We start from the raw sequence: 24,588 nt of genomic DNA on the forward strand, positions 1-24,588 counted from the left end.
CAAAGGGGCTTGTGGGTTCATTATACCGTCCTTTTGCTTCACCGCCCCTGCTCCTCAAAACACGATGGATTATAATCTCTCCCATGCCGAAACGACTGTTGGGCTCTTTCGCTGCGCTGAGGCTCCGCTGGTACCACTTCTTGCTGGCCGGGGCGCTGGGGGTGTTGCTGGCCTTAGTTTTCGTGGGCGTGGCGGTGGCCTGGTACAGCCTGTCCTATCGCGGGACGACTTACCCCGGCGTGGCGGTGGCCGGTGTGGATCTCTCCGGGTTAACCCCCGACCAGGCGGCGCAACGGCTTTCCCAGACGCTGACCTTCCCCACCACCGGCAAGGTGACGCTCACCGCGCCGGGGCACACCTGGACACTGCCGCCCATCGCCCTGGGCTTTGCCCTCGACCCCCAGGCGTCGGCGCTGGCCGCCTATCGTTATGGCCGCGAGGGGAGCCTGGCGCAGCGCATCGCGCAGCGCCTGGTGGCCTGGCAGCGAGGGGTGAACCTGCCGCCGGTGGCCGTGTTCAACGAGCCGCTGGCCTACAAAGCGGTGCAGCAACTGGCGGCGACCATCGAGCGCCCCACCGTGGAGGCCGAGATTCGCATCCAGGGCACCGAAGTGGTGGCCACGCCGGGCCAGGTGGGCGTGACCGTGGATGTTCCGGCGGTGGTGGCCCAACTGCGCGAACAGTTGCCCGCCCTGCGTGACCTGCAGATCCCCCTCCCGGTGACCACCCACCCACCGGAAATCCTCGACCCCACGCCCACGGCCGAGCATCTGCGTGCCATCCTGGCCGGGCCCCTCACCATCGACTTCCCGCAACGCGAGGAGGGAGACCCCGGCCCGTGGACCATCGAGCCGCAGACCCTGGCAGCGTATCTGCTCATCGCCCGCCAGCGCAACGAGCACGGCGCACGCTTCGTGGTGCAGATCAACCCCCAGCCACTGCGCTCCTTCCTGGAACGCCTGACCCCGCAACTGCAGCGCGAGGCGGTTCGCCCGCGTTTTGAATTCGACGAGCAAAACAAGCAACTGAAACTCATCCAGCACGGCGTGGAGGGGCGCGAATTGGACATCGAGGCTTCGTTGGAGGCCCTGGTCCAGGCCATCCTGGCCGGGCAACATCAGGTAGCCCTGGTAGTCAACCGGCACCCACCCAATGTGGCCGACGACGCCACGGCCGAGGAACTGGGCATCACCGAACTGGTGGGCGAGCACACCACCTATTTCTACGGCTCCAGCGCCGAGCGCATCCACAACATCGCCACGGCGGCTGGTCGTTTCCATGGCCTCCTGGTGGCGCCCGGCGAAGTGTTCTCCATGGTCAAGGCCTTGGGCGACATCAGCCTGGACAACGGCTACGCCGAGGCCCTCATCATCTACGGCGACCGCACCATCAAAGGCGTGGGCGGCGGGGTGTGCCAGGTAAGCACCACCCTGTTCCGCACCGTGTTCTTCGCCGGATACCCCATCGTGGAACGCCACCCCCACGCCTATCGGGTGCTCTATTACGAGCAGACCGCCAGCGGGTGGGCCAACCCCAAGTGGGCGGGGCTGGACGCCACCGTCTATGTGCCGCTGGTGGATTTCAAGTTCAAGAACGACACGCCCTACTGGATTTTGATGGAAGTCCAGGTGAACGCCCCGCACCGGTTCATCACCTGGAGACTGTACTCCACCTCCGACGGGCGCACGGTGGAGTGGCACACCACGGGCCTGCAGAACAAGACGGATCCCCCAGACCCCAAATACATCGAAAACCCCGAGTTGAAGCCGGGGGAGATTCGCCAGGTGGACTGGGCCGTAGAAGGCGCCGAGGTGACGGTGACCCGCATCGTGTGGCGTAACGGCGAGGTGCGGTACCGTGACGAATTCGTCACCCACTATCAGCCCTGGCGGGCGGTGTGTGAGTACGGCCCCGGCACCGAGGGGATGCCGCCTAAGAATCCGGACCCGAAACACCCCTGCCGGCCCGACGGCGGGGGGAGGTAAGAAAAAAGCGATGTTGTTTTGGAGGGTCCGCCTCCAACACAACATCGCTTTCTCCCTCTTTTCGGCGGGCTTCAAGCAGGACGAGCGGACAAGGCTTTCCCAAACTGCCGCGCCATCAGCACCCGCCGGGCCGGGCTGGGATGGTTGTAAAGCAAGGCTTCTATCCAGGCTGGCGGTTGAGGCAGATGTTTGTTCTGCCTGAGCAGGGCGACCATCACTCGCTCGAAGACATCCGGCTGTTGGGTCATCTCCAGAGCGAAGCGGTCGGCGGCTATTTCCCGGCGGCGGCTGTAGGCGTTAATCAGCACCTGCAACGCCGCGCCCAGCCAGGCCACGGTCAACTCCAGCAGGGGCAGGGTGGCCACATCGATGGGCCCTTGCAACCCGTCCCAGGTGCCCAGGCTTTGCAGCACGAAGTAGCCCACCCCAAAGGCGGCAATGAGCAGCGCACCCATCAGGCTCATCAATCTGAGCATATCACGATGGACTTTGTGCCCCAGTTCGTGGGCGATGGTACCTTCCACCCCCTCCGGCCCCACTTCCTCAATGAGCGTGTCGAAGATGACCACCTCGGTGCCAGCGCCCCTGGGCACCAGCGCGGCGTTACCCCGGCTGGTCTTCTCCGAGGCCTTGATGACCGACAGCCCGGCGAAGGGCACGCCCGCCTTGGCAAACAGCCAGCGCAGGCGCTCGGTGAGTTCGGGGTCGTCCAGCCGCTCAGCCTTGTACTGCATCCGCAGGAACACGGGCTGCAGCAGGTAAAACACCCCCAGGAACACCACCACGATACCCACCAGCCCCAGGAACCAGCGGTCCGGCCAGCGACGGAAGATGAGATAGAGCCCCAGAAAAGGCAGGCTTTGCACCGGTATCCCCAGCGCCGCTTGCTTCACCCGATCCCACAGCCAGCCGCCGAAGGACTGCCTGTTGGTGCCCAGGCGGTTCTCCAGGCGAAAGCCGAAGAACCAATCCAGGGGGAACTGCAGGATAGCGTTGATGAGCGTGACCAGCAGGATGAAGCCCCAGGTGCGCCACCAGACGGTGTTGGCGTGCAAGGCGTCGCGCAGCGCCACCGCCCAACCGGTGGGCAACCAGAGCAGCGCCAGCACCAGGGAAGTGAGCAGACCGACGAGGAACTGGGTGATCTTCATCCGCAGTTGGTAGCGCGCCTTTTCCAGCGTTTCCTCGCCTAAGGCGGCTTCCAGGTCGCGGATGACGGCTTGCAGTTCGGGGTCGAGGTTGCGCATGGCGTTTCTCCTTCGGACAAGGTGAACCGTTTATACATAATACCACATCTCGGTCCGGAGAAAGACAGGCGGCGTGGGTCGGGCTCTCCGAGGGCCAACGCCGCGGGTTGCGGTCATCCCCTTCCTTCCCCCCGGTGAAAAACCACGCGACGACGCCTCACCACACCCCCACCCCGTCCAGTTCAGGCTATAATAACCTTACACTCTTTCGGGCCGTGCGCCCCTGCGGAGGAAAACGTGCCCTTCACCGCTGGCATGCAAGTTGGGCCATACCGCATTCTGGAACCCCTGGGCCAGGGAGGGATGGCCACGGTGTTCAAGGCCTACCACGCCGCGCTGGATCGCTACGTGGCCATCAAAGTGCTCCACCCGGCCCTGTTGGAAGACCCCAACTTCCTGGCCCGCTTTCGCCGCGAGGCGCGGGTGGTGGCCAAACTGGATCATTCTAACATCGTCCCCATCTACGACTTCAACGAACACCAAGGATATCCCTATCTGGTGATGAAGTACATCAAGGGGGAGACCCTCAAAGCCCGGATGAAGCACGGGCCGCTCAGCTCCGAAGAAATCCGCACCGTGGTGGAGGCCGTGGGCAGCGCCCTGGCCTATGCCCATCGTCAGGGCGTGTTGCACCGGGATATCAAGCCCTCCAATGTGCTCCTGAGCCAGGATGGGCGCATCTACCTGAGCGATTTCGGCCTGGCCCGCATGGCCGCCTCTGGCGAATCGACGCTTTCGGCCGACATGATCATGGGCACACCCCAGTACATTGCCCCCGAACAGGCCATGGGCAAGAGGAACCTGGACGCCCGCACGGACATCTACTCCTTTGGGGTAATGCTCTACGAAATGCTGGTGGGGCGCGTGCCTTTCCTGGCCGACACGCCCTACTCCATCATCCACGATCACATCTACTCCCCGCTTCCTCGCCCACGGGACCTCAACCCCCGGGTCTCCGAAGCCATGGAGCGGGTGCTGCTCAAAGCGCTGGCCAAAGCCCCCGAAGATCGCTTCGTCACGGTAGAGGAGATGCTCCGGGCCTTTCGCCAGGCCTGGGAAAGCCCCACCGTGCCCACAACGCCCCCTAAGGGAGAGGAAACCCCGCGCATCCCACCCCCGCCTCAGACCACCGTTCCCGCGCCGGCCGAACCCACCCTGCCCCCCGGGGAGCGACCTGCCGCCGGGACGGTGACTGCTTCCCCAACGCCCACCCGGCCGGAAGCGCCCTCGCCACCCCGACGCCGGCGTCGCTGGTGGGTGGCGCTGCTGGCGTTGATGGGCGTCGGCGCGCTTTGCCTGCTGGGCGTGGGCCTGCTCGGTCAGGCGCATCCCGGCCGGCCCACGCAAGGGCGGCCCATTCGCCCCACGGCACCGGCCACCCCCACCTCCACCGAGACCCTCGATCAGGGGGTCTCCCCCCAGGACACGGGAGCCAACGACCTGCTGCAGCGCATCCGGGCCAACCCTACCGATCCCCAACCTTACCTCGAACTGGCTCTGTTGCAGTACCGCCGCCACCAGCCTGGCCGCGGCGAAACGCCACTGACGCGCGGCATCAATCTGTGCGTCCAACAACAACGCCCCGATTTGCTCCTCGATTACGCTTTCCAGTTTCTGGATCTAGGCGAACCGCTGCCGGCCACGCGGCTTTTGTTGGCCGCCGGGCCGCTCATCCCCGCAGATCAACGCGGGCAATGGGACGATGTGTTTCGCCAGGCCGCTTACTGGGCGGCCGAAGACCCCAACTTCGAGCACTTCATCCCGGCGGGCACATTGGCCAAGTACGACCCGCCCTTCAGCGAGGTCGTGCAGGCCCGTTACCAACTCTACAATGGCGACCCCGCCCGCGGGTACGCCCTGCTGAGGCGGGTGCTGCGGGACAAGGGCACCATGCCCGAAGCTCTGCTCCTGGACGCCGAATACGCAGTGCTCGACGCCCGCGACCCGGACCTGGCCCGGCGTCGGCTGGAACGCCTGACAAGCATGTCCGAAGCCCCCGGCTGGGTGCTGGACGCCGCGCAGGAGATGCTTAAGATGTTGCCGACGCCCTCGCCCTGAGGCGCCTCGGCCCACCCCTTTCATTGAGGAGGCAGACACCATGCGCCAACCCATGGTCGCCGCCAACTGGAAGATGCACAAAACCATTGAAGAGGCCCGCATGTTGGTCTGGCAACTGCTGGACGGCGGGCTCCGGGAGTACCCCCAGGTGGAGCGGGTGCTCTGTCCACCCTTTACCGCCCTGCTGCCCGTGTCGGCGTTACTGGCCGGCACCGATATCGGCCTCGGTGCCCAGAACATGCACTGGAAAGAGCAGGGGGCCTACACCGGCGAAATTGCCCCGGCCATGGTGGCCGAAATCGCCGGCTATGTCATCCTCGGGCACTCCGAACGCCGCGGGTACTTCGGCGAGACCGACGAGATGGTTCAGCGCAAGGTCCAGGCCGCCCTGCGCCACGATTTAACCCCCATCGTCTGCGTAGGCGAGACCCTGGAGGAACGCGAAGCCGGGCAAACCGAGGCCGTGGTGCAGCGTCAGATCACCCAGGGGCTGGCCGGGCTGAGCGCCGAACAAGCCGCCCGCATCGTCATCGCCTACGAACCGGTGTGGGCCATCGGCACGGGCAAGGCCGCCACGCCCGAGGAAGCCAACCGGGTGGTGGCCGAGGTCATCCGCCGGGCGCTAGCCGAGATGTTCGATGAAAAGGTGGCGCAGGGGGTGCGGGTGCTTTACGGCGGCTCGGTGAAACCCCACAACGCCGCGCCATTCTTCAACCAACCGGACATCGATGGCGCGCTGGTGGGCGGGGCCAGCTTGCACGCCGACCAGTTCCTGGCCATCGTCCGCGCCGCCGCGGAGACGGTATAGCCTTCCGACTGACCCCAACTCAGGCCTTCACCACCCCTTCGGTGTCCAGGGCCTCCACCTCGGCGGGGGTGTAGCCGATGCTGCGCAAAATCTCCCGGGTGTGTTCCCCCAGGCGGGGTGCCGGGGGGCGCTCCCGCGGCACGAAGACGAAAGGCGGTGCCATGCCCACCGGCCGCCCCCCTTCCACGCGCACATGCCCCCGCGCCCGCACCTGGGGATGGTTCAGCATCTCTTCCACCGTGACCACCGGCTCAACGCAGGCGTCCACCTGGTCCAGAAGGGCCAGCCACTCCGCCAGGGTGCGCTGACGGAAAAGCGCGCGCAACTCGTCCTTCAAGGCTGGGTCCAGTTGTCGGGGGATCCACTCTGGATGGTCCACCGCTTCACAGAAGGCGGCCCAGAAATGAGGCTCCAGCGCCGCCAGGGTGAGGTATCGACCATCGCCCGTAGGGTACACCTGGTAGCAGGGCAACCCTCCGGCCAGGGGCATCTGCCCCCGCTCGGGGACCACCCCTTGAGCGAAGTAAGGTCCCAGGGCCAGTGGGGTCATCCACGAAACCACCGCATCCATCAACCCGATGTCCAGATACATCCCCTGACCAGTGCGCTCGCGCCCCATCAAAGCCGCCAGGATAGCAATGGCCGCCAGCATCCCACCGGCCAAATCGGCGATGGGCACCCCCGGCGGCACGGGCGGCCCATCCGCTTCGCCGTTGAGGCCCAGGGCACCGCCGACGGCCACATAGTTGAGATCATGCCCGGCGCGCTGACGGTAAGGGCCTGCCTGCCCATATCCCGAAAGAGCGCAGTACACCAGCCGCGGGTTGATGGCCTGCAGGGTCGTGTAGTCCAGACGATAGCGTTCCACGGCCCCCGGTCGGAACCCCTCGATGAACACATCGGCCCGCTCCACCAGGCGGTAGATCACCTCGCGCCCCTCAGGCCTGCGGTAGTTCACCGCCAGGCTCTTCTTGCCCGCGTTGACCGCCTCGAACAGCCCGGCCAGCCCCATCTCCGGCGGGACGATCCGGGCATAGTCGCCGGCCAGGGTGCTCTCGACCTTGATGACCGTGGCCCCTAAGTCGCTCAGCAGTTGGGTCAGGTAGGGGCCGGGAAGCAAGCGAGTGAAATCCAGAATGGTGATGCCTTGAAGGGGTAGCACGGTAGCCATGGAAACCTCCATAAAAAAAGGCCCCACCCACCGGGGGCGGCGCAAACGGGGTGCGGTATAATCTTACTATAATTCTCCGACCCTACTTTTTGTCAGGAAGCCTGCGGAGCGACCGCTTTTAGACTTTTTCAAGGAGAGCGCGTGATGAGCCATCCCTTTGTAGAAGCACGAAGCACGCTGAAGACGGCCAGCGGTGAAGTGGTGTATTACCGGCTGGCCGCCCTGGAGGAGCGCGGTCTGACCCAGATCGACCGGCTGCCTTTTTCCATCCGGGTCATGCTGGAATCGGTGTTGCGCCAGGTCAACGGTGTCGAGATCACCGAGGAGGATGTGGTCAACCTGGCTAAGTGGACGCCCCGGGCCGAGCATCGCCCCACCCTGCCGTACAGCCCGGCGCGGGTGGTCATGCAGGACTTCACCGGCGTCCCGGCGGTAGTCGACCTGGCCGCCATGCGCTCGGCCATGGCCCGCCTGGGCCGCGATCCGGCCAAGGTCAACCCGCTCATCCCCGTGCACCTGATCATCGACCACTCGGTGCAGGTGGACTTTTTCGCCACGCCCGACGCCCTGCGGCGCAATGTGGAACTCGAGTTCCGGCGCAACCGCGAGCGCTACGAATTCCTCCACTGGGGGCAAAAGGCCTTTGACAACTTCAAGGTCGTGCCCCCCGCCACGGGCATCATCCACCAGGTCAACCTGGAATACCTGGCCAGGGTGGTGATGACCACCAAGGTGGACGGCGAGACGGTGGCCTACCCCGACACCCTGGTGGGCACGGACAGCCACACAGTGATGATCAACGGCCTGGGCGTGGTCGGCTGGGGCGTAGGCGGCATCGAGGCCGAGGCTGCCATCCTGGGCCAGCCCATTTACATGGTCACGCCCGATGTCATCGGGTTCAAACTTTACGGTGAACTGCGCGAAGGCGTCACGGCCACCGACCTGGTGCTCACCGTGACGAACATCCTGCGCCAGAAAGGCGTGGTGGGCAAGTTCGTCGAGTTCTTCGGCCCCGGCGTGATCGCGTTGAGCCTGCCCGACCGCGCCACCATCGCCAACATGGCCCCCGAATACGGCGCAACCATGGGCTTCTTCCCCGTGGACGAGGAGACCCTGCGCTACCTGCGGTTGACCGGGCGACCGGAAGAACTCATCGACCTGGTGGAACGCTACACTAAAGCCCAGGGCCTCTTCCGCACTCTCGATACCCCGGACCCCGAATTCACCGATGTGGTAGAACTGGACCTGAGCACGGTGGAGACCTGCGTGGCCGGCCCCAAGCGCCCCCAGGACCGGGTGCGGCTCTTCGACCTCAAGCCTGCCTTCCGCAAGGCGTTGACCAATGAGAAGGGCCTGCACGGCTTCGGGCTGAAACCGGAAGACCTGGTGCGCAAAGTGCCCGTGGTGCGCAACGGCCAGGAGGCCGAACTGACCCACGGCTCGGTGGTCATTGCGGCCATCACCTCCTGCACCAACACCTCCAACCCCTCGGTGCTCATCGCTGCCGGGCTGCTGGCCAAAAAGGCGGTGGAGAAGGGCCTGCGCACCAAGCCCTATGTGAAGACCAGCCTGGCCCCCGGTTCCCGCGTGGTCACCGAATACCTGAAACAGGCAGGTCTGCTGGAGCCGCTGGCCCAACTAGGGTTCCAGTTGGTGGGCTACGGCTGCACCACCTGCATCGGCAACAGTGGGCCTCTGCCGCCGGAGGTCGCCAAGGCGGTCACCGAGGGCGATCTGGTGGTAGCCGCGGTGAGCTCGGGCAACCGCAACTTCGAGGGCCGTGTCCATCCGCTGGTGAAGGCGCATTACCTCATGTCCCCGCCTTTGGTGGTGGCTTACGCCCTGGCCGGTACGGTGGACTTCGACATGGCCACCGATCCCCTGGGCTACGACCAGGACGGCAATCCGGTGTACCTGCGCGACATCTGGCCTTCCACGGAAGAGATTCAGCGCGCCATCGACGAGCATGTCACCCCCGATCTCTTCAAAGAAAAGTACGCCGATGTGTTCACCGGCAACGAAATGTGGAACAGCCTTCCCAGCCCTGACGGCGAAATCTACGCCTGGAGTCCGGATTCCACTTACATCCAGGAGCCGCCCTTCTTCATGGACCTCTCCCTGGATGTGCCGCCCATCACCGAGATCCACAACGCCCGCGCGCTGGCCGTGCTGGGCGACTCGGTGACCACAGACCACATCTCGCCAGCCGGGGCCATCCCGCCCGACAGCCCGGCCGGGAAGCACCTGATCTCCAAAGGCGTGCAGCCCAAGGACTTCAACTCCTACGGTTCACGGCGCGGCAACCACGAGGTGATGATGCGCGGCACCTTCGCCAACATCCGCCTGCGCAACAAGTTGGTGCCGGGTGTGGAGGGTGGCTACACCATCCACCTGCCCGACGGCGAACAGATGACCATCTACGACGCGGCCATGAAGTACCAGGAGGAAGGCGTGCCGCTGGTGGTGCTGGCCGGGAAAGAATACGGCACTGGCTCCAGCCGCGACTGGGCGGCCAAGGGTACGGCCCTGCTGGGCGTCAAGGCGGTCATCGCCGAGTCCTTCGAGCGCATCCACCGCTCCAACCTGGTGGGGATGGGCGTGCTGCCCTTGCAGTTCAAGCCCGGTGACAGCGTGGAGAGCCTGGGCCTCACCGGCCACGAGGTCTTCCACATTGAGGGCCTGAAGGACGATTTGGAACCGCTGAGCGTGGTCACCGTGCGCGCGGTGCGCGAAGACGGCACGGAAATCACCTTCCCCGTCATCGTGCGCCTGGACACGACGATGGAGATCACCTACTACCGCAACGGCGGCATCCTGCACACCGTGCTGCGCAACATGGCCCGCGAGGCCTGAGCCGCACGGCGCGGCCCGCAACACAAAACCGGGGTCCATAGCGACCCCGGTTGGTTTTTTGGGCGGCAGAAAATCGCCGTTATCCTGCGGCGCGGCGCTGCCAGAGCAGCCCCACCAACACGCCCAGGAGCCACCCCACCGCAGCGGACAACACAGGCATCCCGCGGCCCAAATGCACCATCCCCGCCGTGCTGCCCGGCAGTTGCAACGCCAGATAGAGGTAGCCCAGCATGCCCCCGCTGAGAAGCAGGGCCGCATAGCGCAATCCCCACCGCACCTGCCCCTGGCGCAGAAAACGCCGGTACACCAGCCAGGCCAGGATCACGCTGAGCGCCAGCGCCGTCAGGTAATCCTCCCAATCCACCTGGGTGTGCGGCACCGGGGCCAGGCCAGGTTGCTCCACCGTCGCCGGAGGCACCGGGGCCGTGGGCGTGGCCGGGGGAGCCACCGTCAAGGTGGCCTCCTCCTCCAGCTCCCCGCCTACCTGCACCAGCAGCACCTCCGACTGATATGCCGGCTCACTCTGAGCGCGGATCTCCCAGGTGCCCGGCTGAGTCGGTTGCAACGAAGCGCGGGCCACTCCGGAGATGGTGGTCACCGTGACCTGCTGTTGCACCCCCTCACCCCCAGGCCCGGTGAGCAGAAAGCGCACCACCGTGCCGTCGGGGACGGGATGCCCGTTGTGGTCCACGATCACCCCGGTGCGGATGGGCACCGCCGTGCCCGAAGCCACCGTCAACGGCTGACCGGGCTCCGGCGTCACCGCTTCGGCCGCCGAAGTGGGGGACGGAAAATCCCAGGTCAACGGGATGACCTGCTCGGGGTCCGGCGAAGTGGCCGTGATCAGGTCGTAGCCGATGCCTTCAATGGAAACCGGCGAGGCCCCCTGGGGACGCACTTCCCGAAAGAGCAGCCGGGCCGCCATCTCCACAAAGGGGGGCGCTTTGCTGTACAGGCCGTAATAGGCGCTGATTTTGGAGAGATCGGTGGCGTCAAAATAGTACGGAGCGTTGAAGGCAAAGGCCACCACCTTTTTGTCCTGCAACAGGTCCGGGCGCTGGTTCAGCAACTCCTTGAAGGCCAGCGAGGAGGGCCGCTGGGGGTCGGCATCCAGGGCAGCCACGATCACCCAATCGCTCTGGCGCAGCAACGCGGGCACCTCAGGGTGCTGATCCGGCTCCTGAAGCCAGGCCAGCACATCGTCATAGGTCAAATTGACCACCCGCCTGGGGGCAATCACCCCGCTGCCGTCAGGGCCGTAAAGCCGGAGCACGGCCTGGGAGAGGGCGTCCGGCGCCAGCGCCCAGCGCACCGGGCAGGTCTCGCAGGCCTGGTAGGAGACCGCATCGGTGAGAAACAGCAGGCGGTCCTTTGGCCCGGGCGGCTGGGGCAGCACGGCCTCCAGGTCGGTGGCCCCAGGGTTGATCAAAGTGGCCGCTGCCTGGGCTACGCGAAACACCACTTCCTCCCCCTGGCCCAACACCGCCAGGTCGTCAGGCGAGGCCTGCACCGCCGAAAGGGCAAAGGAAGGATAAAGCCGCGCCTTGGCCGTGAGAATGTGCAGCACGGCCTCATCCACCTGACGGGCGAACGCCGGATCCTCGCCGTATTTCTGCACAAAGAAATCCAGCACCCGGTTGATGGCCGGATAGGGCGAATCGTCCCCCGGCTCCGTCATGTCGCCCAGGATCAGCAGGTCGTTTCCCGCCAGAAACGCATCCCGGGCCACCTGCCGGGCGCTGAAAGTCTGCCCCGTGGGGTCGTAGAACCGCCGCAGGGCCGGGCTGCCCAGATCATCGCTCACCAGCAAACCCCCGTTTTGCCGCCAGGTGGTAAAAGGCTGCAAACCCATCAACAGGGCCATGGCCTGCGCATCCAGGCTCACCGGCCGGGTGGTGGCCCGAATGTTGCCCTGGAAGCCCTGGTAGCGCAGATGAGAGGTCAACAGTCCATCCGCCACCGCGTCCGGCGTGGCGGCATTGCCCGTCACCGCAAAGAAAGGCGCCAGTTCGATCTGTTTCAACTGTTCCAGGGATTTGCGGACCGTGGCCACCTCCTGGGTGGGGTCCCGATCCGAGGCCCCGTACCCCGGAAAATGCTTGGCCACCACCGCCAGGTGTCGCTGCGCCCCCTCGTGCAGGCCCTGGACAACCCCCTGCCCCAGCAGGCCCACCCAGTAGGGATCGCCGCCGAAAGTATGCACGCCCAAATCGCCGGGGCTTTCTGACGAGGGGGTGGTGGCCACATCAAGGGGCGGGCCGAAGAGCATGTTGAACCCCAACGCGGCCAGTTCCCGTCCCAGCACCTGTCCCACCTCCTGCGCCACCTCTGGCGACCAGGTGGCCCCCAGGGCCAGGGGGCTGGGCAGCGGGGTCAGGTCGGGACTGAGCAGCGTGTCCCAGGGGTAACCGTCCCCCTCCTGCGCCACGGCCACAAACAGCGGAACAAAGGTGGGATGATACGATGCCCCACTCACGGGATCCGTGAAGGTGCTAAACTGCGCCCGCCACGCCAGACCCTGCATCCGACGCGTAAACTCCTGGAGGGCCCGTGGCGTCTCGGGGATGTCGCCGGAGCCTGGAGCGTCCCGGCGCAGGATCACGCCGCCGATGTGCCGCTGGACGATGAGGTTGTACACCGGGCTGCCTTCGGTGAGGTCGGTGTCGCTCACCGCCACGAGGAACAACTGCCCCACCCGCTCAGTTGGGGTCATCTCGTCCAGCAGGGCTTGAGCGCGCTCTTCCGGGGTAACAGGTTGAGGTAGAGGGGCCGCCTGGGTAGGAACCCCTACAAGCCATCCCAGGAGCCAAAAAAGTATCCACACGCTACCCAGACGGCGACGACGGGCCTTGGGCAACACCCTCCTCCTCCGAGAGAGACTTGCCGTGCGGCGACGGCTTGACGGCCTTCCGGTCACGCGGCCCCGGCCTGACACGACCACACCTGCTGGGCCAGTACGGGATCGTCGGTGAAGATACCGTCCACGCCCAGGGCGAAAAGGCGCTGCATCTCCCGCGGGTCGTTGACGGTGTACACGAAGACCCGCTTTCCCCGGCGGTGCAGCCGCCGCAGCCACGCCGCATCGACCAGGGAAAAGTGCGGATGCACCACCTGGTGGGGAATGAAAGGCGCAAACAGGCGATAAATCAGGCGTCCCCGGGCTCCGGGCAGAACCAGAAACCCCCGGGGCACCTCGGGCAAAAGACGGGCTACACGGGACAAGGCAAGGGGGTTGAAGGACGAAAACCACACGCGCTGCGTGGCCTGAAAACGCAACACCAACTCGACCACCCGTTGGGGCAGGTCGTCCCACAAATGGTTGTAATTGGTCAACTCAATGTTGATGGGGATCTGCCCGGCCAACTGCGCCAGCACGGCATCCAGAGTGGGAATATGGGTGACAGCATAGCCCCCGGCAAAGCCTTGACTGGCATCCAAAGGTTCCAGGTCCACCAGGTCCACATCCCGAATCCGCGCCGTGCCCCGGGCGGTGCGTCCCAAACGCATATCGTGAAACACCACCACCCGCTGGTCGTGGGTGAGTTTGGCGTCCAGTTCGATGGCGTGGGCCCCCTGGGCCACGGCCAGGCGAAAGGCCTCCAGGGTGTTCTCCGGCGCGTAAGCCGAAGCCCCTCGATGGGCAATAATCGCCGGGCGAGGCAGTTGCTCCAACAGGCTCATAGATCCACGAAGTAGGCTTCAGCGGCCTGATCGAGGAGTTCTTTGGTCATGGCCGGCTCGACGGAGCGATAGCGGGCGACGTCCAAAATCTGGTCGCACAAGTCGCGGGGGTGCGAAGCGCGCAGTTTGCGCCCGCGCTTGATGTACCACTCCTGGAGCAGGTAGGCCAGCCCCTGGTCGCTGTAGGCCACGCCTTTTTCCCTGGCCACGCGGCGGAAAATCTCACGGTAATCGTTGTACGAAGGATCGCCAATGTAAATCTTGTGGCGCAAACGGCGCAGGAAGGCCTCATCCACCAGATCGCGCGGGGGCAGGTTGGTTGAAAAGATGACCAGCACATCAAAAGGCACCTCGATTTTGCGCCCGGTGTGCAGGGTGAGATAATCGATGCGGTTTTCCAGGGGCACAATCCAGCGGTTGAGCAAATCCCGGGGGCGGACCTGTTGCCGACCAAAATCGTCCACCAACAACAACCCGCCGTTGGCGCGCAACTGCACCGGAGCCTGGTAGAACTTGTTCACTTCATCGAAGATCAGGTCCAGATTGGCCAGGGTCAACTCGCCCCCCACCATGATGAAAGGCCGATGGATGCGCACCCAGCGTGGGTCACGCCGCAGGCTGCTGCGCAGGGAGCCGGTGCCCACAGGGGTGCTGTCTTCCTCCGGGGCCAGCTTGTGATTGACCGAGTCGTACAGGGTGATCACCTGCCCATCCACATACAGGGCAAAGGGAATGTAGATGGTCTCGCTGAGCACCAGGTTGCCGATGGCGCGCGCGATGGTGGTCTTCCCGTTGCCCGGCGGCCCATAGAGAAAAATGGAGGCACCGGAGTTCACCGCCGGGCCCAGCCGATGGAAGGTCTTTTCCGAGAGCACCAGGTGGGCGAGCGCGCGCCGCATCACCCTGGGGGTGACGAAGAGCCGCTTGCGACTCTGACGATGCATGGCGCGGATGTAATCCTGCAGGGGCACCGGCGCCGGGCCGGCGTATTGACTGCGCTCCAACGCTTCCCGGGCCCGCCGCACCCCCTCGCCAGTCAGGCCGTACTCATAAGCCCCGGCCCCTAAGCCCCCCCGGGAGGCACGCACTTCGACCAACTTCTCCCGTTTCAGCGTCTCCAGCAGTTGAGCCAGCACGCCGGTGAAAGGCAACGCGATGGCTTCGGCCAACTCATACCCGCTCAGATAACCCTGAAAGTAAAAAATCTTGAGGATCAAATCCTGCAGCCACAACGGCGAAAGCCCGGTCTCTTCGATGCGGGTGATGGGTTTGGGAATAAACTCGCCAGATGTCGCCGTCATCAAGCACCTCCAGGGGGAGGGACTGGGTCGGAGAGGCTCCGGCGGGCGCAACCGCCACCGAAACGCGACCAGAAGTATTATAGCATGCACGGGCCCGGCTCCCCGGCAAACGACCAGAGGCGGGATGGTACAATTGTGCTCATCGCGTCCCTGCCATGCTCCCAGGCACTCCCCCCGGCAGGGCGCCGAAGACGAACCCAAGCCCCCGCGGGCGCTTTGCGGCCCGTTTTGAGGAGGAAGGTATGCGAAGACGCGCAATACTCTGGTTCATGGGCACCTTCGCGGCGCTGCTGCTGGTCGCATGTTCAGGCGCCCCCACCCCGGTGAGCGTGACGCCGGTCGTCACCGCACCGCCTACCCCCACCGTGGGCGTGCGCATCATCACCCCCACCCCTCCCGCCAGCCCGCCCAAAACCCTCACCGTTTGCTTGGGCGCCGAGCCGCAAGACCTCTACCTTTACGGCGCGGCTTCGCCTGCCAAGCAAGCCGTGCTGGATGCCCTTTACGACGGCCCCATTGACACCACCAACTACGGCTACGAGCCCGTCATCCTGGAAAAACTCCCCAACCTGGCCGATGGCGACGCCCAACTCAAGCCCGTCACCGTGCAGCCGGGGGACACCATCGTGGATGTGCGGGGCCGCGTGACGCCGCTGATCGACGGGGTGACCTATTTCCCCTCGGGCTGCCAGCGGCTCACCTGCGCGCGCACCTACGACGCCAACCAGGACGGCGCCGTGACCATGGATCGCCTGGAGATCACCTTCCGCCTGCTCCCCGGCGTGAAGTGGTCCGACGGAGAGCGCCTGACCGCCGACGATAGCGTGTTCTCCTTCCAGGTGGCCCCACAAAACTTCAAGAAGCAACGCACCGCCGCCTACTCAGCAGAAGACGACCACACCGTCCGCTGGGTGGGCCTGCCGGGGTTCTACGACCCCACCTACTTCCTCAACTTTTGGACTCCGCTGCCCAAGCACCGGTTGGGGAAATACACCGCCCAGCAGGGCCTGGGGCAAGTCGAGGAAGCCCGCCTGCGCCCCCTGGGCTGGGGTCCCTACCTGCTCCAGGAATGGGTCCCCGGCGACCACCTGACCCTGGCCCGCAACCCCTACTACTTCCGCGGCGGCCAGGGGCTCCCCCGGTTCGAGTACCTGGTCTTCCGCTTCATCGGCCAGGACGCGGCCACGGCGGTGGATGCCCTCGTGGCCGGGGAATGCGATGTGCTGGACACCTCCATCCCTCTGGATGAGCAGTTCGACACTTTGAAAGCCCTGGCCGACGCCGGCAAGATCGCCCTGCACATCGCCCCCATGGCCACCACCGAGGAATTCCTCTACTTCGGCATCAACCCGGCGGCCTACGACAACGGATGGCAATACGGTGACCGGCCCGAAATCCTCAGCGACCCGCGTGTGCGGCAGGCGCTGGCCATGTGCATCGACCGCCAGGCCCTGGTGGACGATCTGTACCACGGGCTGGCCGAAACCTCGGCCACTTACCTGCCGCCGCAGCACCCGCTGTACAACAAAGAAGCCCGGGATTACCCCTACGACCCGCAAAAGGCCCAGGATTTGCTGGAAGCCGCCAATTGGGTGGATGACGACGGCGACCCCGCCACACCCCGCGTGTACCAGGGCCCCAAGGAGCCGTACTTCATTCCCCAGGGCACCCCCCTCACGCTGCGCTACCTGACCGACACGGCACCTTTCCGCCAAAAGGCCGCCCAGCGCATCGCTCAGGACCTGCAGGCCTGTGGCGTGGGCGTGGAAGTGCAAACCCTGCCTCCAAAGCAACTCTACCAGCCCGGGCCCGAAGGGCCGCTCTTTGGCCGTCAGTTCGACCTGGCCCAAACCGCCTTCGCCACCGGGGGCGAGCCGCCCTGCCTGCTGTGGACCAGCAGTTTCACCCCCGGCGACCCCAACGCCACCCGGGGCGACATCGAATGGATCCGCAAAGCCTTCAAAGAGGATGACCCCACGCTCAAGCTGCCCGCCTTCCTCTACGGCTGGGGCGGCACCAACCTCTCCGGCTACTTCAGCCTCGACTTCGACCGCGCCTGCATCGCGGCCAACAGTTCCCTGGAAGACCAGGAAATCTACACCCAAAACCACCTCAAAGCCCAGGCCATCTTTGCCGAAGACCTGCCCGCGGTGCCACTCTATTTCCATGTGAAAATCGCCGCCTCGCGGCCCGACATGTGCGGCTTCCTGGTGGACCCCACCACCGACTCGGTGCTCTGGCATATCGAGTTCTTCGACTACGGCCCTGACTGCCAGCCCTGAACAGGGGAACCAGACAAACCCAAAACGGGCTGACCTCCGAGGGGGTCAGCCCGTTTTTTCCGCATCCGGGTTTGGGTCACCGGATTCCGGGAGCACCTCCCGGATCCCAGTGGTGGGATGTGGCGGCCCCACGACGCCCGCGGCCTCCAACGCCTCGATGAGCCGGGCCGCGCGGGTGTAGCCGATGCGCAACCGGCGCTGCAAGAGGGAGACCGACGCCCGTCCCTCGCGGCGTAACACGGCGATGGCCTCATCCCAAAGCGGGTCGCGTTCTTCCTCTTCTTTGGCCGCCTCGAATTCCTCCCAAAGCGGCTTTTGCTTCAACGGCACATGGGGCAGCGGCGCGTCCACCGTGCCCGTGGTGGACGCGGGAGCCAGCCCCTGCTCGACAAAAGTCCGCCAATAGCGCACCACCTGGCGAATCTCCTCGTCGGAGACATAGACGCCTTGCAGCCGGATGGGCTCCGGCGCATTGGGGGCCATGAAGAGCATATCCCCCCGACCCAACAAGCGCTCGGCACCAGGCTGGTCGAGAATAACGCGACTGTCCACGCTGGAAGCCACGGCAAAGGCAATCCGCGCCGGGAAGTTAGCTTTGATCAACCCCGTCACCACATCCACCGAGGGCCGCTGCGTCGCCAGCACCAGATGGATCCCCGTGGCCCGGGCCAGTTGCGCCAGTCGGGTGATGGTGCGCTCGGTGGCCTCAGGAGCCAACATCATCAAATCGGCCAACTCGTCAATGACGATCACCAGATAAGGCAACTTTTCGCCGCCCCGGGCCGCCTGCCTGGCGTTGTAGTCGGCGATGTGTCGCGTCCCGGCCTCGGCCAGCAATTTGTAGCGCCGCTCCATTTCCCGTGCAGCCCATTGCAAAGCACCCACCACCCGCTCCAAATCCACGACGACCGGGGCCAACAAATGCGGGATGCCGTTGTAGTCGTTGAGTTCCACCCGTTTGGGGTCCACCAACAGCAGGCGCAGGTCCTCGGGGGTGTTGTGGAGCAACAGGCAGGTGATGATGCCGTTGACGCAAACCGACTTCCCCGACCCGGTGGCCCCGGCGATGAGCAGGTGGGGCATGGCGGCCAGGTCGGCGGCCACGGCCCGCCCGGCCACATCCTGCCCCAGGGCGATGCGTAGGGGCGACTTGAGGCGCTGAAAGGCCTCGCTTTCGATCACCTGCCGCAGGGTGACCAGGGCCGGACGGTCGTTGGGCACTTCGATGCCGATATAGCCTTTGCCGGGGACGGGTGCTTGGATCCGCACCCGCTTGGCCGCCAGGGCCAGGGCGAGGTCGTCGGCCAGGGAGGCGATTTTGGCCACTCGGACCCGGGTGGCCCCGTTCCGCCCTGCCACATAACCCGGCTCCACGCCAAACAGAGTGACCGTGGGGCCGCGCTGGATTTCCACCACCTTGCCTGGTGCGTTGAAGTGGGCCAGCGTCTCCTCGATGAGGCGCGCCCGTTCGGCGATGAAGGCGTCGTCCACCTCCATGGAGGGAGCCTCATCGAGCATCGCCTGCACCGAGGGCAACTGCCAGACGATTTCTGTGGGCGGGGCAGCAGAGCCCTCCGCTGAGGGCGCCGCCTCGGAGGTCGTGGCGGTCTGAGCCACGGCAGCCTCCTCCGAAGCCAAGGGGCCCTCCGGCGCCACGGAGACCTTAGGCCGCCGCTCCCAGGCCCGCAGACGGCGCTCGTCGCGCCAGTCCCGAAACCGCTCCCACAACGCCCCCACCCAAACGAAAAGATCAACAATCGGTCGATCCAGAGCCAGCGAGAGACCAAACAACCCCAGGGCCAGCACGGCCAGCCAGCCCCCCACTTCGCCCAACGCAGCGGCAAAAACGCGCAGCACCACGGCGCCCACATAACCGCCCCCCTTGCCCTGGGCGGCCACCTGCCACGCCGTCTCGCCAGAGGCGACCAGATCATGGAAGGCCGTGAGCAGGGCTACCCCCACCAGCGTCACACCCCATACCCTGCCGTGCGTCGGCGGCGGAACGCGCTCCACCCGCCGCAACAACAGCCACAGCGCCATCCCGCCCAGCCCCAGGGGGAAAAGATACGCGCCCCATCCCAGGGCACGCCGCAGTCCCCCGCCCATGGCCGCCGCCCACGCCGGTTGCTGAACGAGCAACACCCGCAGCAAAAACAGCGTCAGCACCAAGAGCAACAACGTCCCCAAATCGGCCTTGCGCTCCGGACTCACGCTCAGGCCGAGAGAAGGCAGCCGCACCCGGGGACGCGGGATGCGCGCCAGTACCCCCTGCCAGCGGCTCGTACTCCGCGTCGCGGCACGTCGGGGGCTGCGGGAGCCTCGCCGGGTCTGGGCTTTTTTTCGCTTCTTCGAGGAACCTTTCCGTTTTCGCGCTGGGGACATACCGCCTCTCCAAAAAAAGATTATAGCATGGCGGTTGCGTCGGCAAGCAAATGCGGCTAAAATCACTATATGCGCAAACCGCATGCTGCCTGGTCGTGGCAAACCAAGTGGACCGTCTCCCTGATGCTGCTCGCCCTGGGGGTCTATCTGCTCACCCGCTTCCGTGAACTATGGCCGCCGCTGATTGTGGCGGTGCTCCTGGCCTATGTGCTCTCCTGGCCGGTGGAACTCCTCACCAAACGCTTTCGCCTGGCCCGCGGGTGGGCCACCGCGCTGGTTTACCTGCTCCTGTTCGCTGTGTTGCTGGTCACCCTGCTGGTGGGCGTGCCTCTGCTGGTCGGGCAGGTGCAAAGCCTCAACCTCGATGTCCAGCGGCTCATCCTGCAGGCCGAATCCATCCTGGGCCAGCGGATCGTCATCGCCGGGCAGGTGTTGGACGGGCAACAGGCTCTGGAACAGTTGCGCGGCGTGTTGCAACAGGGCATCGAGGCGCTGCTGAGCAGCACGCTGAGCATCGTGGTCAATGTGGTGTCCTCCGTGGCGCTGGGGGTGTTCGTCCTCATCATCTCCTTCTACCTGGTCAAAGACGCGCCGCTGGTCAAGGCGTACCTGGATTCGCTGCCACCCCCACCCTTCCAGGAAGACTACCAGCGGTTGCGCCGCGAAATCAGTGCCATTTGGGGCGCTTTCTTCCGTGGACAACTGACCCTGGCCGCCGTGGTGGGCGGGCTGTTCACCGTCATCGGCCTGATCGTGGGCCTGCCCGGAGCCATTCCCATGGGCATTCTGGCCGGCCTGCTGGAATTCCTGCCCAGTTTGGGGCACGGCATCTGGCTCACCCTGGCCAGCCTGCTGGCCTTCTTCGTGGGCTCCACCTGGCTGCCCCTCCCCAACTGGGCTTTCGCGGCCCTGATCATCGGCATCCACCTCATCTTCCAACAGGTGGACATCAACTACCTGATCCCGCGCATCGTGGGCCGACGGGTGCATCTGCACCCCATGGTGGTCATCCTGGGCATCCTGGCCGGCGCCATTTTGGGCGGTGTGCTGGGGGTGCTGTTGGCCTCGCCTACCATCGCCTCCTTGCGGGTGCTGGGGCGCTATGTGTACGCCCGGCTCTTCGACCTCGACCCCTTCCCCAGCCCGGTCTCCGAGCCCTTACCGCCGCCCAACCTGCAATGGTGGCAAAAGCGCTCGACCTCTCGCCGCCGCTTTCCGCGCAGGAGGCGTCGATGAAAGCCCCGACCCCTTCGTCACCGGCTGCTTCCCCAGAGCCACCCCCGAACCGCGAGACCCCTCCGCCTTCATCGTCGCCCCCCTGGAGCCCCACCACCAAACTCATCGTGGGGCTGACCCTGGTCGCCCTGCTCTTCGGAGCGCTGATTTACTTTCGCGCCTATATCGTCCCCCTGGCGCTGGCCTTCATCCTGGCCTACCTGCTGCACCCGGTCGCAGCCTGGCTGGACCGCCACACCCCCCTCCCCTGGCGGGCCGTGGTGGCCCTGCTTTACCTGGCCCTGGTTCTGCTCCTCCTCGGCGTACTGACCCTGAGCGGGCTGGCCCTGGTGCAACAGGCCCAAAGCCTTTACACCGTGGTCTCCGACTTTCTGCTCACCACCCTCCCTTCCTGGTTGAGCGTCTTGCAGACCCATCCTTTCGTCCTCGGCCCCTTCACCCTGGACTTCACCCGCTTCGACTTCAACACCCTGAGCCAAAACCTGCTGACCTCGGTCCAGCCTCTGTTGGGCCAACTGGGCAGCCTGATCAGCGGGCTGGCCTCGCGCACGCTGCAGGCCCTGGGCTGGACGGCCTTCGTGCTGCTGGTGTCCTACTTCCTGCTGGCCGAAGCCGGGCAGGTCTCCGTGGCCCTGGTGCGCGTGGAGATCCCCGATTACCAGGCCGACCTGGAACGCATGGGGCGCGAGTTGGGGCGCATCTGGAACGCCTTCCTGCGCGGCCAACTCATGATCGCCCTGATGGTCGGGCTGGTCAACGGCGTGCTCCTGGGGGCCCTGGGCGTACGCAACGCCCTGGTGCTCGCCATGCTGGTCGTGGCTGGCCGTTTCGTGCCCTACTTGGGCCCCCTGGTGGTGTACATCATCACCGGGGTCGTCATCCTGCTCCAACCCCAGCACCCCTGGGGGATGACCGCCCTGCAGCATGTGCTGGTGGTCGTGGGGAGCATGATGTTTGTGGACCAGGTCTTCGACAGCGTGGTGGTGCCCCAAATGATGGGCGATGTGCTGGGCGTGCATCCGGCGGCCGTACTGGTGGGCGCGCTGGTGCTGGCCCGGTTGGTGGGTATCCTGGGGCTGCTCTTGGCCGCGCCCACCGTGGCCTCCCTGCGCCTCATCGGCCACTACATCCTGGCCAAACTGGCCGACCACCCCAACCCGTGGGAAGGGCTTCAGCCGGCCTCCTCCCCCACCTGGCCATTGCTCCCCTCCCTGGTCAAACTCTGGCGACGGCTGCGTCGCCGTTGAACCCTTTTTTGATGGAGGAAGGCTCATGAGCGAACCGATGGACATCCAAACGGAAACCCTGGCCGAAACGCAAAACTTCATCGTGTGGAAAGCCAAGGAGCCGGACGGCGAAACCACCTACCATGTGGAACTGGGCGCCGTGACGCTGCACTTTTTCCAGGAGGAATGGGACGAATTTCTCACCCTGATTCGCCAACTGTAATTCCTCCTCATGTTCACCTATCTGGCCCATGCCTCCCCGCTCCATCGGCTCAATCCGGCGGCCAAGTTGGTCGGATTGGCCATCATCGCCGCCGGGGCCACGCTGGCCTTCGACCCCTTCGTGCCGGGCATGCTGGCCCTGGGGCTGGTGCTCACCGCCTGGTGGGTGGGGCGCATCCCCTGGCGGCAAATGCTGCGCTGGAGCGTGCCGCTGCTGCTCTTCCCCCTCCCCCTGGTGGTCTTCACCGCACTCTACGCCGACCTGAGCCGGTACCCGCAACCACACATTCTGTGGCGCTGGGGGCCCTGGGTCGTCGCCGCCGAGGGCTTGCGGGGCGCCATCGGCCTGGGACTGCGCGTGGTGACCTTCATGGCCACCTCCCTGCTCTTCGTCAGCACCACCGACCCCACCGATTTTGCCCTGAGCCTCATCCAGAACCTCAAGGTGCCCTACCGCTTCGGCTACGGCGTGCTCGTCTCGTACCGGTTCCTCCCCCTCCTGCGACGGGAATACGAGACGATTCGCATGGCCCACCGGGTGAGGGGCTTTGCCGAAGGCCGGGGGCTGCGGGGGCTGCTGGCCCGCACCCGACGCTACGCCATCCCCTTGCTCGCCGCCGCCATTCGCAAGTCCGAGCGCACCGCCCTAGCCATGGACGCCAAAGCCTTCGGCGCCGGGCCTGAACGCACCTACTACCGCCAGATGTGGCTCACCTGGCGCGACGCCCTCTTCGTCCTCATCCTGACGGGCTACACGGCCCTGGTGTACTGGATGGCGCTCCACTTCGGTCTGGCCGATTTGCAGTGGATTCCCCATGTCTGAACTCCTCTGGCTGTGGGTTAGCAAACAAAACTACTGGGGGGAGGAAGTGCGGCGCTGGCAGGGCCGTCTCCTCTGGGCCACGCCGCGAGGCTGGGCCATCGAAGCCTTCTTTGAGGGGCCTGCCGTCACCGCTGGCGGCCTGACCTTCCGCCCCGGCGATCGGCTGATCGAATTCTATTACCGCCAACGCTGGTACAACCTGTTCGCCGTGTACGACGGCCCCCGAGGACGCCTCAAAGGCTGGTACATCAACATCGCCTCGCCAACTCAACGTCGCGGGAACCTCCTGCTTTACCGCGACTGGGAGTTGGACCTGGTCTTCCTCCGCGATGGCCGCCTGGCCCTGCTGGACGAAGAGGCCTTTGCCGCCTTGCCCTTGAGCCCGGCGCAACGCCTGCGGGCGCAGCAGGCCCTCCAGGAGGTCCGGGCGCGGTTGCAGCGAGGGCCATGCAAACCCCTGGCCTCCGTGCTACAATAAAAGTGAAGCCACAAACCCGCAGCGGGCGCTCTGCGTCCCAAGGAGGTGCCCATGAAAAGCGCTGCCTACGATCGGGCTTATTTGGAAGCCATCCAGAGCGTGCTGGAAGATTACCTGCACGCCCAGGACCTGTACTGGATGCTTCGGGCCGAGCCCCCCAAGGGTGAGCCTCCCTTCCCCTGCCTGACCCTGGGGAATGTACTGTTGGCCTATACCCGCCTGCGGGCCCGGTCTTCCGCCGAAGCCGAAGCCCTGTTTGCCCCCATCGCGCAACTGCGCGAACAGTGGCGCACCGCCTGGAACAAGAAAGCGCGCCACGAATTGCAATCCCGGTTGCAGTGTTGGGCCGATTATCTCCACGAATACGAGACTGATCCTGCCCAGGCCGCTTACTACACCTACCAGGTGCGCCAGCGGGTGATCGTGGAACTGCTGGCCCAGGACCTGGGCGGCTGGCCCGAAGCCGAGGCCGATCTGTGCCATCGTCTGGATCGTGTCCTACGCGCCTCCTTTGCCCCAGGCCCCTTTATCTGGGACAAGGATCTGGCCCCTGCTTTCCCTGCAGGCCCCTTCTGGTTCCTGTACGGCCATCCCAAATAAACGCCCCCTCATGCCGAACCCCCAGGGGTGCCGCGCGCACCCCTGGGGTCGTTTAACGCCCCTGATGCTACACCTGGGCCCCCGTCATGGCCGGGCGCAACGCCCACCCCCGCGCCGCGACGCCTTGCTCGCGCCACGCGGCCACCATGGCGTCGGCTACAGGCGTGGCGTCGTCCATCTGCGGGGCAAAGGCCACAACCCCCGGCCCGGCACCCGAAAGGGCCACGGCCACCGC

Annotated in this window: 17 protein-coding genes and 1 pseudogene; 11 read left to right on the forward strand and 7 right to left on the reverse strand. The window is 65.5% G+C overall.

Annotated elements, in window-relative coordinates; translation table 11 throughout:
- Positions 1–83: 83 nt before the first annotated feature.
- Positions 84–1,985, forward strand: a complete 1,902-nt coding sequence (locus G4O04_02165; GenBank protein HEY57342.1) for a hypothetical protein — start codon at positions 84–86, stop codon at positions 1,983–1,985.
- 71 nt (positions 1,986–2,056) lie between these two features.
- On the opposite strand, the gene G4O04_02170 is transcribed toward G4O04_02165, so the two are convergent.
- A complete protein-coding gene (locus G4O04_02170) occupies positions 2,057–3,232 on the reverse strand; it encodes a M48 family metalloprotease (protein ID HEY57343.1) in 1,176 nt (391 codons plus the stop codon).
- A gap of 237 nt (positions 3,233–3,469) precedes the next feature.
- On the opposite strand from G4O04_02170, the gene G4O04_02175 reads away from it, so the two are divergent.
- Positions 3,470–5,290 (forward strand): protein kinase, encoded by a 1,821-nt coding sequence (locus G4O04_02175; protein HEY57344.1) that lies wholly within the window; start codon positions 3,470–3,472, stop codon positions 5,288–5,290.
- Between the two features lie 40 nt (positions 5,291–5,330).
- A complete protein-coding gene (locus G4O04_02180) occupies positions 5,331–6,098 on the forward strand; it encodes a triose-phosphate isomerase (GenBank protein HEY57345.1) in 768 nt (255 codons plus the stop codon).
- A gap of 19 nt (positions 6,099–6,117) precedes the next feature.
- Here the strand turns inward: G4O04_02180 and G4O04_02185 are convergent, their stop codons facing one another.
- Positions 6,118–7,260: a CoA transferase gene (locus G4O04_02185; protein HEY57346.1), complete on the reverse strand. Its 1,143-nt coding sequence runs from the start codon at positions 7,258–7,260 to the stop codon at positions 6,118–6,120.
- 153 nt (positions 7,261–7,413) lie between these two features.
- Between G4O04_02185 and acnA the strand changes: the two genes are divergently transcribed.
- Positions 7,414–10,122 (forward strand): aconitate hydratase AcnA, encoded by a 2,709-nt coding sequence (gene acnA, locus G4O04_02190; GenBank protein ID HEY57347.1) that lies wholly within the window; start codon positions 7,414–7,416, stop codon positions 10,120–10,122.
- Between the two features lie 79 nt (positions 10,123–10,201).
- Here acnA and G4O04_02195 read toward each other — a convergent pair whose 3' ends face one another.
- From G4O04_02195 to G4O04_02205, 3 genes and pseudogenes are all read right to left on the reverse strand, one after another.
- On the reverse strand, positions 10,202–12,979 hold the full coding sequence (locus tag G4O04_02195) for a hypothetical protein (GenBank protein HEY57348.1): 2,778 nt from the start codon (positions 12,977–12,979) through the stop codon (positions 10,202–10,204).
- A gap of 56 nt (positions 12,980–13,035) precedes the next feature.
- The gene (locus G4O04_02200) at positions 13,036–13,803 is read right to left on the reverse strand and encodes a hypothetical protein (protein ID HEY57349.1); all 768 of its coding nucleotides are present in this window, start codon (positions 13,801–13,803) and stop codon (positions 13,036–13,038) included.
- A pseudogene (locus G4O04_02205) lies at positions 13,800–15,059 on the reverse strand (ATP-binding protein). The gene G4O04_02200 and the pseudogene G4O04_02205 overlap by 4 nt, the downstream one beginning before the upstream one ends.
- Before the next feature lie 287 nt (positions 15,060–15,346).
- On the opposite strand from G4O04_02205, the gene G4O04_02210 reads away from it, so the two are divergent.
- The gene (locus G4O04_02210) at positions 15,347–17,386 is read left to right on the forward strand and encodes a peptide ABC transporter substrate-binding protein (GenBank protein HEY57350.1); all 2,040 of its coding nucleotides are present in this window, start codon (positions 15,347–15,349) and stop codon (positions 17,384–17,386) included.
- Between the two features lie 45 nt (positions 17,387–17,431).
- Here G4O04_02210 and G4O04_02215 read toward each other — a convergent pair whose 3' ends face one another.
- Positions 17,432–19,768 (reverse strand): DNA translocase FtsK, encoded by a 2,337-nt coding sequence (locus G4O04_02215; protein ID HEY57351.1) that lies wholly within the window; start codon positions 19,766–19,768, stop codon positions 17,432–17,434.
- A 69-nt stretch (positions 19,769–19,837) separates the two neighbouring features.
- Between G4O04_02215 and G4O04_02220 the strand changes: the two genes are divergently transcribed.
- From G4O04_02220 to G4O04_02245, 6 genes are read left to right on the forward strand one after another with little or no spacing between them, the layout of a single operon-like run.
- Positions 19,838–21,004: an AI-2E family transporter gene (locus tag G4O04_02220; protein ID HEY57352.1), complete on the forward strand. Its 1,167-nt coding sequence runs from the start codon at positions 19,838–19,840 to the stop codon at positions 21,002–21,004.
- A complete protein-coding gene (locus tag G4O04_02225) occupies positions 21,001–22,251 on the forward strand; it encodes an AI-2E family transporter (GenBank protein HEY57353.1) in 1,251 nt (416 codons plus the stop codon). Before G4O04_02220 ends, G4O04_02225 begins: the two co-directional genes overlap by 4 nt.
- 25 nt (positions 22,252–22,276) lie before the next feature.
- Entirely contained in the window at positions 22,277–22,453 is a 177-nt protein-coding gene (locus tag G4O04_02230) for a hypothetical protein (GenBank protein HEY57354.1), read from the forward strand.
- Positions 22,454–22,462: 9 nt separating this feature from the next.
- On the forward strand, positions 22,463–23,275 hold the full coding sequence (locus G4O04_02235; protein ID HEY57355.1) for an energy-coupling factor transporter transmembrane protein EcfT: 813 nt from the start codon (positions 22,463–22,465) through the stop codon (positions 23,273–23,275).
- On the forward strand, positions 23,268–23,753 hold the full coding sequence (locus G4O04_02240) for a DUF402 domain-containing protein (protein ID HEY57356.1): 486 nt from the start codon (positions 23,268–23,270) through the stop codon (positions 23,751–23,753). The genes G4O04_02235 and G4O04_02240 overlap by 8 nt, the downstream gene beginning before the upstream one ends.
- Before the next feature lie 51 nt (positions 23,754–23,804).
- Complete coding sequence (locus G4O04_02245) at positions 23,805–24,353, forward strand: hypothetical protein (protein ID HEY57357.1); 549 nt, start codon at positions 23,805–23,807, stop codon at positions 24,351–24,353.
- A gap of 67 nt (positions 24,354–24,420) precedes the next feature.
- Here the strand turns inward: G4O04_02245 and G4O04_02250 are convergent.
- A partial coding sequence (locus G4O04_02250) for a homoserine kinase (protein ID HEY57358.1) occupies positions 24,421–24,588 on the reverse strand: 168 nt, incomplete at its 5' end.

The organism is Anaerolineae bacterium (genome assembly GCA_011176535.1).
GTDB lineage: Bacteria > Chloroflexota > Anaerolineae > Anaerolineales > DRMV01 > DUEP01.

Excerpts from the sequence above, each read along its gene's own strand:
- G4O04_02165 (HEY57342.1), top strand. The coding sequence starts at position 84 with ATGCCGAAACGACTGTTGGGCTCTTTCGCTGCGCTGAGGCTCCGCTGG.
- G4O04_02170 (HEY57343.1), bottom strand. The coding sequence starts at position 3,232 with ATGCGCAACCTCGACCCCGAACTGCAAGCCGTCATCCGCGACCTGGAA.
- G4O04_02180 (HEY57345.1), top strand. The coding sequence starts at position 5,331 with ATGCGCCAACCCATGGTCGCCGCCAACTGGAAGATGCACAAAACCATT.
- acnA (HEY57347.1), top strand. The coding sequence starts at position 7,414 with ATGAGCCATCCCTTTGTAGAAGCACGAAGCACGCTGAAGACGGCCAGC.
- G4O04_02200 (HEY57349.1), bottom strand. The coding sequence starts at position 13,803 with ATGAGCCTGTTGGAGCAACTGCCTCGCCCGGCGATTATTGCCCATCGA.
- G4O04_02210 (HEY57350.1), top strand. The coding sequence starts at position 15,347 with ATGCGAAGACGCGCAATACTCTGGTTCATGGGCACCTTCGCGGCGCTG.
- G4O04_02215 (HEY57351.1), bottom strand. The coding sequence starts at position 19,768 with ATGTCCCCAGCGCGAAAACGGAAAGGTTCCTCGAAGAAGCGAAAAAAA.
- G4O04_02220 (HEY57352.1), top strand. The coding sequence starts at position 19,838 with ATGCGCAAACCGCATGCTGCCTGGTCGTGGCAAACCAAGTGGACCGTC.
- G4O04_02225 (HEY57353.1), top strand. The coding sequence starts at position 21,001 with ATGAAAGCCCCGACCCCTTCGTCACCGGCTGCTTCCCCAGAGCCACCC.
- G4O04_02230 (HEY57354.1), top strand. The coding sequence starts at position 22,277 with ATGAGCGAACCGATGGACATCCAAACGGAAACCCTGGCCGAAACGCAA.
- G4O04_02235 (HEY57355.1), top strand. The coding sequence starts at position 22,463 with ATGTTCACCTATCTGGCCCATGCCTCCCCGCTCCATCGGCTCAATCCG.
- G4O04_02240 (HEY57356.1), top strand. The coding sequence starts at position 23,268 with ATGTCTGAACTCCTCTGGCTGTGGGTTAGCAAACAAAACTACTGGGGG.
- G4O04_02245 (HEY57357.1), top strand. The coding sequence starts at position 23,805 with ATGAAAAGCGCTGCCTACGATCGGGCTTATTTGGAAGCCATCCAGAGC.